Annotated in this window: 10 protein-coding genes; 6 read left to right on the top strand and 4 right to left on the bottom strand. The window is 71.8% G+C overall.

What is annotated here, in order from left to right:
• Positions 1–3 precede the first annotated feature (3 nt).
• Complete coding sequence (locus tag ACQPWZ_RS24715) at positions 4–1,095, top strand: amidase family protein (protein WP_433572399.1); 1,092 nt, start codon at positions 4–6, stop codon at positions 1,093–1,095.
• 34 nt (positions 1,096–1,129) lie between these two features.
• Here ACQPWZ_RS24715 and ACQPWZ_RS24710 read toward each other — a convergent pair whose 3' ends face one another.
• Positions 1,130–2,977: a sulfatase gene (locus tag ACQPWZ_RS24710; RefSeq protein WP_433572398.1), complete on the bottom strand. Its 1,848-nt coding sequence runs from the start codon at positions 2,975–2,977 to the stop codon at positions 1,130–1,132.
• A 179-nt stretch (positions 2,978–3,156) separates the two neighbouring features.
• Positions 3,157–4,266 carry a ferritin-like domain-containing protein gene (locus ACQPWZ_RS24705; protein WP_433572397.1) on the bottom strand — a complete coding sequence of 370 codons (1,110 nt, stop codon included), beginning with the start codon at positions 4,264–4,266 and terminating at the stop codon, positions 3,157–3,159.
• A 130-nt stretch (positions 4,267–4,396) separates the two neighbouring features.
• On the opposite strand from ACQPWZ_RS24705, the gene ACQPWZ_RS24700 reads away from it, so the two are divergent.
• Together ACQPWZ_RS24700 and ACQPWZ_RS24695 are read left to right on the top strand one after the other, a co-directional pair.
• On the top strand, positions 4,397–5,332 hold the full coding sequence (locus tag ACQPWZ_RS24700; protein ID WP_340475360.1) for an AurF N-oxygenase family protein: 936 nt from the start codon (positions 4,397–4,399) through the stop codon (positions 5,330–5,332).
• 215 nt (positions 5,333–5,547) lie between these two features.
• Entirely contained in the window at positions 5,548–6,276 is a 729-nt protein-coding gene (locus ACQPWZ_RS24695; RefSeq protein ID WP_433572396.1) for a TetR/AcrR family transcriptional regulator, read from the top strand.
• Positions 6,277–6,328: 52 nt separating this feature from the next.
• Here the strand turns inward: ACQPWZ_RS24695 and ACQPWZ_RS24690 are convergent, their stop codons facing one another.
• Together ACQPWZ_RS24690 and ACQPWZ_RS24685 are read right to left on the bottom strand one after the other, a co-directional pair.
• Complete coding sequence (locus ACQPWZ_RS24690; RefSeq protein WP_340475358.1) at positions 6,329–7,405, bottom strand: mandelate racemase/muconate lactonizing enzyme family protein; 1,077 nt, start codon at positions 7,403–7,405, stop codon at positions 6,329–6,331.
• A gap of 42 nt (positions 7,406–7,447) precedes the next feature.
• The gene (locus ACQPWZ_RS24685) at positions 7,448–8,680 is read right to left on the bottom strand and encodes a hypothetical protein (protein ID WP_340475357.1); all 1,233 of its coding nucleotides are present in this window, start codon (positions 8,678–8,680) and stop codon (positions 7,448–7,450) included.
• A gap of 133 nt (positions 8,681–8,813) precedes the next feature.
• On the opposite strand from ACQPWZ_RS24685, the gene ACQPWZ_RS24680 reads away from it, so the two are divergent.
• From ACQPWZ_RS24680 to ACQPWZ_RS24670, 3 genes are read left to right on the top strand one after another with little or no spacing between them, the layout of a single operon-like run.
• On the top strand, positions 8,814–9,938 hold the full coding sequence (locus ACQPWZ_RS24680) for a DegT/DnrJ/EryC1/StrS family aminotransferase (protein ID WP_433572395.1): 1,125 nt from the start codon (positions 8,814–8,816) through the stop codon (positions 9,936–9,938).
• Positions 9,935–10,687 (top strand): hypothetical protein, encoded by a 753-nt coding sequence (locus ACQPWZ_RS24675; protein WP_340475355.1) that lies wholly within the window; start codon positions 9,935–9,937, stop codon positions 10,685–10,687. The genes ACQPWZ_RS24680 and ACQPWZ_RS24675 overlap by 4 nt, the downstream gene beginning before the upstream one ends.
• Positions 10,687–11,442 carry an amidohydrolase family protein gene (locus ACQPWZ_RS24670; protein WP_433572394.1) on the top strand — a complete coding sequence of 252 codons (756 nt, stop codon included), beginning with the start codon at positions 10,687–10,689 and terminating at the stop codon, positions 11,440–11,442. The genes ACQPWZ_RS24675 and ACQPWZ_RS24670 overlap by 1 nt, the downstream gene beginning before the upstream one ends.
• Positions 11,443–11,494 lie beyond the last annotated feature (52 nt).

The following is an 11,494-nucleotide window of genomic DNA, read 5'->3' as shown; positions in this document are numbered from 1 at the left end:
CCGATGACGGTGGCCCGGGCTCTGGAGCGGATCGAACGGCTGGACCCGCAGGTCTGCGCCTTCCTCGACGTGTGGCCGGAGCGGGCGCTGAGCTGTGAGCCCGATCCGGCGGGGGCGCTGGCGGGGGTCCCGTTCGCGGTGAAGGGGCCGGCCGGCATCCGCGCGTACGCGGCCCGGCGGCTGATCGCTGCGGGCGCCGTGCCCGTCGGGTCGACGGCGGTGCCGGGGCCGGGCACGTACTGGCAGACCTGGGGCCTCGGCCGGCACGGCCGGACCGTGAACCCGTACCGGGCGGACCGCACCCCCGGCGGCTCCTCGGCCGGCGCGGCGGTGGCGGTCGCGACGGGCATGGCCGCTCTCGCCACGGGCAGCGACGGCGCCGGGTCGGTACGCATCCCGGCGGCCTGGTGCGGGGTGTTCGGGCTGAAGACGACGAACGGCCTGCTGCCGTCGCCCGACCGCACCGGCCTCGCCTCGGCGGGTGTGCTCACCCCCACGGCCGCGGACGCACGGACCTGTCTGCGGGCGGTGCTCGACCCGTACGAGGAGGTACGCCCCGTCCTGCCGCTGCGGGCGCGCTGGTCACCGGACCTGGGTTTCGCACGGACGGACCCGGAGGTGGAGTCGGTGGCGCGGGCCGCGGCTGAGCTGCTGGAGACAACCGGAGTGGTACGCCTGGACCGGAGCCCCCTCGAGCTGCTCGACCCGCGGGACGCCTGGCAGTCGGTCCGGGGCGGCCGCCCGGCAGCCGCTGCGGGGGTCCGCGCGGAGAACGACCACCGCCTGGACGCCTTGTTCGCCCGGTCCGACCTGCTGCTGACCCCCGCGACCCCGAACCGCCCCCACGGCCACGACGGCCCGGGCGAGACCTACTCGACGGCGCTGACCTGGGCGTTCAACCTCAGCGGCCATCCGGCGGCCAGCGTCCCGGCGGGCTTCACGGACGACGGCTGCCCGGTGGGCCTCCAACTGGTCGCGGCGCGCGGGGCGGACGTGGCGCTGGTCGAGATGGCGGTGGCGGCGCAGGAACGGCTGCCGGCCGTACGCCGGCCAACGCGGACGCCTGGCGCGGGCGCGGCGAACCCGGGCGACTGAACCCGGCGTACTGCCCGTCTCGTCTGCCGGCCCGCTAGCGGGCCGGTGGGGTCGCCGGAGCGGCGGGCTGCGGGCCGTACGCCGTCAGGAAGCGGTCGCGGAACGTGTCCATCGGCCAGACCGGCGCGTCCGGGGACGGCTTGAGGCCCTCGTGCCAGCCCCAGCCGGCGATCTTGTCGAGAACCGCGGGGTCGTGGGCGACGATCGAAATGGGCACGTCCCGGCCGGCGTTCTCACCGGTGACGATCTTCGCGGGCTGGTGGTCGCCGAGGAAGACCAGCACGGTGTCCTTGTCGCCGTACTTCGCCACGTACGAGACCAGGCTGTTCACCGAGTACTCGATGGAGCGCCGGTACTCGGTACGCACCTGGTCGGGGGCCTTCCAGACCTCCTTCGGGTCCTTCCCGTCCTTGCTGATGGACTGGTAGACCGAGCCGTCACCGACCTCGTCCCACCCGATCGACTTGGGGATGGGCGCCCAGGGGTTGTGGCTGGATACGAGGATGATCTCGCTCATCAGCGGCTTGCGGCCCGGCTTGCTGTTCTCCAGGCGCTCGAAGGCCGACAGGCTGTACTGGTCGGGAACGGGCGCCCAGCTGAACTTCGGGCCCTCGTAGCCGAGCTCGCGGGAGTCGTAGACGGTGTCGAGGCCGTAGAACTTCCCTTCCGGCCACGAGCGGGTGACGCCCGGCATGATGCCGACCGTCCGCCAGGCGTCGGAGCGCTGGAAGGCGCCGGTGAGCGAGAGATGGTCGCTCGAGGTGACACTGCGGTACCGCTGCTGGTTCTTGACCCACAGGCCCGACATGAAGGTGGAGTGCGCCAGCCAGCTGCCGCCGCCGAACGTGGGCGAGGTGAGGAAGCCGCTCCGTGCGGAGAAGCCGGCCGCCTTCAGCCGGTCGGTGCCCTCGGCGAGGGCTTCGTTCATCTGCGGTGCCATCGCCGGGTCCTCGATGGCGCTGCGGCCGTAGCTCTCGATGAACGCGAAGATGACGTCCTTGCCGCGCAGTCCGGTCAGCAGTTGGTCGGCAGGGGTGTCGGCGAACCTGTCGACGGCCGCCACCTTGGCGAACTCCCGCTCGTCCTCGATGCCGGCACGCACCGTGTACAGGCGGTGCTTGGCGAGGTCGGCCGTGGCCAGGGAGGCGACGGGGACGCCGACGTATCGCACCCCGAGCGCCATGCAGGCGACCCAGACGGTCCCGGCCACCAGGACGGAACGGGTGGCGACCGCACTGTGCTCGGCGACGAGTCGGGTCAGCCGGACGACCGCCAGCGTGATGAGGACGAGGACGGCGAGAACCACGGCGATGACCACGATGACGGCGCCGATCGCGCCGGCCGTGCCGACCGAGTCCTGGAGGAACGCCTTCGCGTCGTCGAACAGGATCCAGTCCAGTACGAGGTCGAACGGCCGGTCGAGCACCGAGTAGAACCCCATGTCCAGCAGGTTCAGGATGGTCACGAGACCGAGGCACACTCCGGCGATGACCGCCGTCACCCGTCGCGCCCGCGTCGGCAGGACCAGCAGCAGGGCGGCACCGAAGATCGCCTCGACGGGTATGCGGGTGAAGGAGGCGGGTGTGACACGGGTGAGTTCGTTGGGGACGACGAGCGCGGCGAACACCAGCAGGGCGGCGAGCACGGTCGTCGTCGACGAGCGGGCGCGCGCGAAGCCCGGGCGCTTCCGCCCGCCGGCCGGGGCCGCTTCGGGGCCGTCGGCGTCCGCGTCGGCGGCAGGCTCGGGGTCGGCCGCGACGCCTTCCTCCCCGGCGTCGGTCGGGGCATCGGCGGCCGCGTCACCGGCCGTCGGCGCCGGGTCCCCCTCGGTGGTCGCCGCGTCCTTGTGCAGCAGCTGACGAGAGCGCGTGAAGAGCGACACCCGAAGGTCCTTCCGTGCGAGGCGCGGTGGTGGCACGGCGGACCGGGCTCGGGAGGTCGGGCCGCCGGCTATGAGTACGGCCGGCCGGCGGTCCCGGTTCAACCAGCAGGTCATCCGCGCGGGAAGCGTACGCCCGCGCCCGGAACACCGGCCGACGGCCCGGTGTCCGCCGTCCGCTCCTAGCCGCGCTCCCCGCCGTCCGCGATCGCCTCCTCGACCTCCGCCACCCTGGCCCGCTCCTCCTCCGCGAACCGTTCGCGGTCCAGCTGTTCGGCGATCTCCTCGTCCTGGGTCATCAGCAGGTCGAGGTTGGCGTCACCCATCTCGAAGACGCCCATGTCCAGGTACGCCTTCTGCAGCCGCTCGCCCCACAGCCCGATGTCCTTCACACACGGCACGATCCTGCTGAACAGCAGCTTGCGGAACAGCTGGAGGAACTCGGACTGTTCGGAGAGCTCGGCGGCCTCCTGCCGGGGGATGCCGAAGTTCTCCAGGACCTCGACGCCGCTGAGGCGGTTGCGCATCAGGTAGCAGCCCTCGATCACGAATTCCTCGCGCTCGCGCAGTTCCGCGTCGCTGAGCTGCTGGTAGTAGTCGCGCAGCGCCATCCGCCCGAACGCCACGTGCCGCGCCTCGTCCTGCATGACGTACGCCAGGATCTGCTTGGGCAGCGGCTTGTCCGTGGTGTCGCGGAGCAGGCCGAACGCGGCGAGGGCGAGGCCCTCGATGAGGACCTGCATGCCGAGGTAGGGCATGTCCCAGCGCGAGTCGCGCAGGGTGTCGCCGAGCAGCCCCTGGAGGTTGTCGTTGATCGGGTACAGCATCCCGACCTTCTCGTGCAGGAAGCGCCCGTAGATCTCGGCGTGCCGGGCCTCGTCCATGGTCTGGGTGGCGGAGTAGAACTTGGCGTCCAGGTCGGGCACCGACTCGACGATGCGCGCGGCGCACACCATCGCGCCCTGCTCGCCGTGCAGGAACTGGCTGAACTGCCAGGAGGTGTAGTGCTTCCGCAGCTCGCCCTTGTCCTTCTCGGTGAGCTTCGCCCAGTGGCGCGAGCCGTAGAGGGTGAGCGCCTCGTCGGGGGTGCCGAGCGGGTCGTACGGATCGACCTCGAGGTCCCAGTCGATGCGCTTGGCGCCGTCCCACTGCTTGTCCTTGCCCTTCTGGTACAGGGCGAGAAGACGGTCGCGGCCGTCGTCGTACTCCCAGCTGAAGCGGGCCGCGCCCGAGGCCGGGACCTGCCACTGGAGGCTTTCAGGGGCGTTCGTGTAGCGGTCGTACGTCGACACCGGCGACTCCTTCGCCTCATATCCCGTATACCGAAGGCCACTTGGCAGGCTCACACGTTGGTAGACGAAGAGTCAACAAGTCGTGCGCAAGGGATTGACGAGCTTACTGACAAGGAGTCTCATAACTGCCATGACGACCGTGACCGAACGCGACTTGCGGCTGCTGCGCGATGCACTCGGCCCTCTGAGGGACCGTGAACAGGTCGCCGAGCGCCTGCTCGAGTCCTCCGCCAAGCACTCTTTCGACCCCGACAAGGAGCTCGACTGGGACTCCCCCGTCGAGGACGACAAGTGGTTCTGGCCGCCGGAGCTGGTGTCGCTGTACGACACCCCGCTGTGGCGGAAGATGTCCGAGGACCAGCGGATGGACCTGGCCAGGCACGAGGCGGCTTCGCTCGCCTCGCTGGGCATCTGGTTCGAGATCATCCTGATGCAGCTGCTGGTGCGGCACATCTACGACAAGTCCGTGACCAGCAACCATGTGCGGTACGCGCTCACCGAGATCGCGGACGAGTGCCGGCATTCGATGATGTTCGCCCGGATGATCCAGAAGGGCGGGGCGCCCGCCTACCCGGTGCCGCGGGTCTACCACAATCTCGCCCGCGTCCTGAAGACCGTGTCGACGACGCCCGGTTCGTTCGCGGCGACCCTGCTCGGCGAGGAGATCCTCGACTGGATGCAGCGCCTCACCTTCCCGGACGAGCGCGTCCAGACCCTGGTGCGTGGCGTCACCCGTATCCATGTCGTCGAAGAGGCACGCCATGTCCGCTACGCCCGCGAGGAGTTGCGGCGCCAGATGGTGACCGCGCCGCGCTGGGAGCAGGAGTTCACCCGGCTCAGCTGCGGTGAGGCGGCCAAGGTGTTCTCCGTCTGCTTCATCAACCCTCAGGTCTACACGAACGTCGGTCTTGACCGGCGTGAGGCCGTCGCGCAGGTGAAGACGAGCGGCCACCGTCGCGAGGTGATGCAGTCGGGCGCCAAGCGCCTCACGGACTTCCTGGACGACATCGGCGTGCTGAGGGGGCCGGGGAGGAGGCTGTGGAAGAGCTCGGGCCTGCTGGCGTAGTCGCCGGCCGCCCGGCCACGCGGGCGGACGGTGTCGACGGCCCGGCCACGCGGGTCGGCATGGTCGACGTCGCGGCCCCGCACGCCGGAGCAGCCGACGGCCCGGCCACGCGGCCCGGCCGCATCGTGCCACCGGCCGCCGGAGAGGCGGCCGGGCCCATGTCAGGCTTCCCCGCTCGCCGCCTGCTGCCGGAGCCGTGCGGTTACGCTGCGAGCATGACCAGTCCCGCTCCGGCGACCCGTGCGTACCGACGGCTCAGCGTCGAGGAACGCCGCAGGCAGCTCCTGGCGGCGGCCCTCACCCTCTTCGCGCACCAGCCGCCGGGCGAGATCTCGCTCGACGACGTGGCCGAGGCGGCCGGGGTGTCCCGGCCCCTCGTCTACCGCTACTTCCCGGGAGGGAAACCGCAGTTGTACGAGGCGGCCCTGCGCTCGGCGGCCGACGAGCTGGAGCTGTGCTTCACCGAACCGCCGTCCGGGCCGCCGACGGAGCGGCTCTCGCGGGTGCTGGACCGCTATCTCGTGTTTGTCGACGAACACGACGCGGGGTTCAGCGCGCTGCTGCGCGGCGGCAGCGTGGCCGAGACCTCGCGCACGACCGCGATCGTGGACGAGGTCCGGCGGGCCGCCGCCGAGCAGATCCTTGTCCACCTCGGCGCGGACCGTCCGGGCCCGCGGCTGCGGATGATGGTGCGGACGTGGATCGCGGCGGTCGAGGCGGCGTCGCTGATCTGGCTGGACGAGGGGAAGCAGCCCGCCGCCCAGGAGCTGCGGGACTGGCTGATCGACCACTTGATCGCGCTGCTGACGGCGACGGCGGCGACGGACACGGAGACCGCGGGGGCGGTGACGGCGCTGCTGGGTCTGGAGCGCGCCGAGGGACCGGTGGGAGTGCTGGCGCGCCGGGTCGTCCCGGTGATGGACGACGCGACGCGCCTGCTGTAGCCGGCCGGGCGGCCCAGAGCACCGGACCCCCGCGCATGCCTGCCCGGTTCTCCTACAGGTCGTGCCCCAGACCAGGAGTCGTGGGGATCGCCAGCCAGCCCTGGTCCGCGGTGTGGGCGAACGCCGTCGGGGCCAACGGCTCCTCCGAGACCAGGAGCGGTCCCACCAGATCCGCCGGGACCGTGGCGTGCGGCAGGGACGCCGCCAGATGCGCCGCCGCCAGGGTCGCCACACCCAGCTCCGGCATCGTGCCGAGCTTCACCGACAGCCCCGCCGCCTCCGCGAGTGCCGCGATCTGCCGGGCCCGGTGCAGACCGCCCACCTTGAGGATCTTGATGTTGAGGACGTCGGCCGCGCCCCGCCGCACGATCTCCATCGCGTCGTGCAGGGACTGCATGCTCTCGTCGGCCATCACCCGCACCCCGCCGCTGCTTCTCAGCCCCGCCATGCCCGTCAGGTCCCAGCGCGGCAGCGGCTGTTCGACCAGATCGAGTCCGGCGTCGGCCAGCCGGGCGACGGTACGGCCGGCGGTGCCGGGGTCGTAGCCCTCGTTCGCGTCGAGGCAGAGCTCGGCCGTGTCCGGCAGCACCTCTCGTACGAGGCGCACCAGCTGGACGTCGAGGTCCGGGTCCTCGCCCCCCTTGACCTTGATGTGGGTGAAGCCCCGGGTCGCGTACTCCGCCGCCTCCTTCACCATCTCGTCGACGGTGCCGAGCCCGACCACCCAGGTCGTGGGCACGCGCGGCCGGACGCAGCCGCCGAGCAGCAGATGGACCGGCCGGCCGGCGGCGCGCGCGGAGAGGTCGTGCAGGGCGATGTCCAGCGCGGCCTTGGCGAGGTGCTGGCCGCGGATCGCGCGGTCCATGGCCAGGTGCGCCCCGGCCAGATCGCGGGGATCACGGCCGATGAGCGCGGGCGCCGCGTGGTCGGTGAGCGCGGCTTCGAGTCCGGCGAGTGTCTCGCCGGTGTAGGCGGTCATCGGGGAGGCCTCGCCGAAGCCGGACAGACCGTCGGCCGTGCGCACCTCGACGACAAGGCTGACGAGTTCGGGGCTGGTGCCGCTGCTGATGACGAAGGGGCGTCGGTAGGGGGCCCTGACGACGCGCGTGTGGACCGAGGCGATCTTCAAGCACGGCTCCTTCGGTTTACGGCCCGGGCCGTAAGCGCGGGCTCAGAGGCGTACGCGGTAGACGATCGGAGGGCGGCCGGTCTGACCCAGTTGCCGGCTGCCGGTGGGGACCGCCACACCCGCGCGTTCGAGTCGCTTGAGGATGCGGCGGGCGGTGCGTTGCTGGACGGAGAGGTGTTCGGCGACGCGGTGCGCGGTGATGCCGTCCTCCTCTTCCTCGGCGGCCAGTTCCCGCAGCCGGTCCAGCGTCCTCGGGTTGAGTCCGACGCGGCGGGCCAGCGTGGCCGTGCTCTCCGGACCCGTCGCGGGGCTCACGGGCGGGGTGCGTTCCGCGTCGATGACGATGTCGACATCGTCGGTCATGGAGACGACTCCGGCGACCGCGCCCACCGAGCGGGCCCGGTTGACGGCCCGTCTGGCCAGGGACTCCGCCTCCGCGGCGGTGCGTCCGAGACCGAATCCGACGTGGGCCGTGCCGTGCCGTGCGGCGAGATCGGCGAGGAAGGGGAGGCGGGTGAACTCCTCGCTCACCTCTTCCAGGACCCCGCGGGTGGTGACGACCAGCCGTGCGCCGTCCGGCAGCCCGGCGAGACTTCCGCCGAGCACCCGCAGGTCGGCGGCGAGTTCCCGGTCGTCCGCGGGCAGATCGATGATGCCGAGGGCGATCTGGGCGTCGCCGCTGTGCGCTCCGGCGGTGGCGAGGACCAGCGCCTGGAGCGTGGAGCGTATGGAATGGCGCGAGGGGGCGAGCCGGACGGCGTGCATCTCGTGTTCGAGGAGGTGGAACGCCGAACCGAGGCAGGTGATGGCGACGCGTGCCTGCTTCTTGTCGCGCGCGTTCAGATGGAAGTCGGCGAGGTCCTGCGAGGTCAGCCCCGGCCGGTAGGGCAGGACGTGCACATGCTCGGTGGGCAGTTTGGCCTCGGTCAGCGTCTCCATGACCTCACTGCGGCGCAGGGTGTCGATGGAGATGCGGGAGACGTCGTGGCCGAGGCGCAGCAGCTCCACCAGGGCGCGCAGCAGGGTCGCGCCGTTGTACGGGACGTACATCGCGGGCCGGTCCAGCAGGCCGGCCGCCGCGGCGAGGGTGTGCGGGACGACGCCCGTGAACAGCAGGGCGTCGGCCTCCGCCTGGGCCCGGGCGACCATGCCGAGGGTCTCGTCCTCGTGCCGGTACGCGAGGGGCACGAGGCGCTCGGCGCCCGACGCGCCGCCTACCGCGACCACCTTGTGGACAAGGTCCTCGGGACCGATGACGCCGACCGTGAGAGCCATCGGCCGGTCTCCGTTCTGCTGGAGTGGTGGGAGGGGGTACGACACATTCAGCCGGAGGTTGACGCCCACCAACCCACGGGCCTAATTTCGGCCCAGGCCATAACCGCACACTTGCGGAGAGGATAGTGCCCCGATGCCCGAACGGGAAATGCCACTGCCCACAGATCTCGATCCGCGCGGCCGCACCTTCGGCGATGAGGAACGGGCCGCGGTGCTGCGGGTCCTCGACTCCGCGGTGCTGTGCAGTTCCTTCGGAAGTGAAGCACGCTCCCTGGAAGCGGAGATGTCGCACCTGTACTCCCGGCGGGAGGCCGTGGCCTGCAGTTCGGGTACGGCCGCCCTGCACCTGGCGGTCGCGGCGGCCGGGGCCGGGCCGGGCGACGAGGTCGTCACCACGCCCATCTCGGACTTCGGCACGGTGGCACCCGTCATGGCCCAGGGGGCGCGGGTCAAGTTCGCCGACGTACGGGCCGAGGACGGCAACCTCGACCCGGCGGCGGTCGAGGCGGCCATCACCCCCCGCACCAAGGCGGTCATCGCCGTCCATCTCTTCGGCGCCGCCGCGGACATCGTCGCGCTGCGCGCGATCTGCGACCGGCACGGGCTCGTGCTGATCGAGGACTGCGCCCAGGCCTGGCTCGGCGAGGACGAGGAGGGCCGGCTGCTCGGCACGCTCGGCGACATCGCCTGCTTCAGCCTCCAGCAGTTCAAGCACATCACCGCGGGCGACGGCGGGCTGGCCGTCACCGACGACCCGGAGCTCGCCCGCGGGATGCGGCTGTTCATGGACAAGGGCTGGGACCGCGCCGAGGGCCGTATCCACCGCCGGATGGGCCTCAACTACCGGATGCCGGAGCTCGTCGCCGCGGTCGCGCGGGCCCAGCTGGGCAAGGTGGCGGACGTGGTGTCGCGCCGGCGCCGGCGGGCCGGGCAGCTGGCCGCGGCGATCGACGGCCTGCGGGACTGCCGGATGCCGGAGCGCCGGGAGGGCCACGCCTGGTGGGTGGTGCCGCTCCTGGTCGACGACAACGCCCGCTGGAGCAAGCGGCTCCTGGATCTGGGCATCCCGTCGGTTCCCGGCTATCTGGAACGGCCGCTGTACGCCAACCCGGCCATGCCCGGGTATCCGCCGGGCCTGTGCCCCCGGGCCGAGGAGCTGATCGACCGTACGCTGCTCGTGCTCCCGTGGAACGAGGCGTACACCGAAGACGACGTGGACCGCATCGCGCGGGCCCTGTGCGAGGTGGGAGCACGATGAGCGCGACACAGACGTACGAGTGGCTGCATCCGACGCCGGCGGAGCACATCGGCTGGGACGTGGATGTGCTGTACGGGCCCTGGCCGCGGCACGACCGGGACCTCGGGCTCGCCGAGGTGCGCTCGATCCTGGACCAATCCCCCGTGGCCGGTGCGCTGGCGCTCTCCACCCGGGGGCCCCTCTTCCACGACGGCGCGGGCAACGCCGAGACCGTGCGCGATCTCGCGGACTGCCCGGAGCTGCTGCCCGTCGGCACGGTCGACGTCCGGGACGCGCTCACCGCAGAGGACCGTCTGGACGAACTGGCGGCCGACGGGGTCCGGTTCCTGCGGCTGTTCACCGTCGAGCAGGCGGCCGAGCCCGGCTTCCCGGGCTACCGGCGGGTGGTGAAGCTGGCCCTGGAACGCGGGATGGTGCTCCTGCACGACGGGGACCCGCGCCGCTTCGGACCGGCGCTCGCCGACCGGGGCGCTGAGGTGATCTTCCTGGATCTGCACGCGTATCTGCTGGCGGACTTCCTGCTGATGGCCCGTGACGAGCCGGGGTTCCGGGTCACCACGCGTCTGCTGTCCGGATGCGATTCGATCGAGCGCGTCGTCGACGGGGTGGGCTCCCGTCATCTGGTCTTCGGCTCGCGCACGCCCTTCATGGACATCTCGCCCCTGACGCTGCGGCTGCGCTACGCGGACATCTCCGACGACGACCGTGCCGCGATCTCCACCAAGAACATCGAGGAGTTGCTCGTCTGATGCCGATCATCGATGTGCACGCGCATGTGGGCCGCTGGCAGTTCCATCTGACCTGCGGCGACGCGGACAACAATCTGCGCCAGATGGACCGCTACGGCATCGACGTCCAGCTGGTGTCGGCGTCGGAGGCGGTGGTCCTCGACGCGGTCGCCGGGAACGCGGCGCTGCGGGAGGTCCTGGAGACCCGGCCGCGGCTGCGCGGGTACGCGGTGGTGAACCCGAACCGGATCGAGGAGAGCGCGGCGGACCTCAAGCGGTGCCTGGGCACCGGGCTGTTCGTCGGGGCGAAGATCCACACCCACTACCCCGGGCGGCTGCCGGGGACCCGCGAAATGGCGGAGGCCTTCGACGCGGTCGCGGACGCGGGCGTACCGCTGCTGCTGCACACCTGGGGCCGCGAGGTGACCCTGCTGCCCGAACTCCTGGCGGAGCGCCCGGGGCTGCGGGTGATCATGGGCCATGCGGGCGGGGACGCCTGGCGTGAGGCCGCGCACGCGGCGGCGGGCTGCGACCGGCTGTATCTGGAGCACTGCCGTACGGCGGTGGACGCGGGACGGGTGGCCTATGCGCGGGAGGCAGGGGTGCCGGTGGAGCGGATGCTGTTCGGCACCGACGCGACGCTGATCGATCCGTGCTGGTCGCTGGGCGTGATCCGGGACGCGGGCTTCTCGGAGGAGGAGCGGGAGATGGTGCTGTGGCGCAACGCGCTGACGCTCTTCCCGGAGCTGCGCCCGGCAGTGGCTGCCGCGCCGTAGCCGATCCGGGGCGGCTGGGCAGGACGGGGCCGGGGCGGCTGGGCGGGGCGGG

It is taken from the genome of Streptomyces sp. CA-251247, assembly GCF_050952975.1.
Classification (GTDB): domain Bacteria; phylum Actinomycetota; class Actinomycetes; order Streptomycetales; family Streptomycetaceae; genus Streptomyces; species Streptomyces achmelvichensis.
This window is presented reverse-complemented; position numbering and strand designations above follow the sequence as displayed.

Excerpts from the sequence above, each read along its gene's own strand:
- ACQPWZ_RS24675 (WP_340475355.1), top strand. The coding sequence starts at position 9,935 with ATGAGCGCGACACAGACGTACGAGTGGCTGCATCCGACGCCGGCGGAG.
- ACQPWZ_RS24695 (WP_433572396.1), top strand. The coding sequence starts at position 5,548 with ATGACCAGTCCCGCTCCGGCGACCCGTGCGTACCGACGGCTCAGCGTC.
- ACQPWZ_RS24670 (WP_433572394.1), top strand. The coding sequence starts at position 10,687 with ATGCCGATCATCGATGTGCACGCGCATGTGGGCCGCTGGCAGTTCCAT.
- ACQPWZ_RS24680 (WP_433572395.1), top strand. The coding sequence starts at position 8,814 with ATGCCCGAACGGGAAATGCCACTGCCCACAGATCTCGATCCGCGCGGC.
- ACQPWZ_RS24700 (WP_340475360.1), top strand. The coding sequence starts at position 4,397 with ATGACGACCGTGACCGAACGCGACTTGCGGCTGCTGCGCGATGCACTC.
- ACQPWZ_RS24715 (WP_433572399.1), top strand. The coding sequence starts at position 4 with ATGACGGTGGCCCGGGCTCTGGAGCGGATCGAACGGCTGGACCCGCAG.
- ACQPWZ_RS24685 (WP_340475357.1), bottom strand. The coding sequence starts at position 8,680 with ATGGCTCTCACGGTCGGCGTCATCGGTCCCGAGGACCTTGTCCACAAG.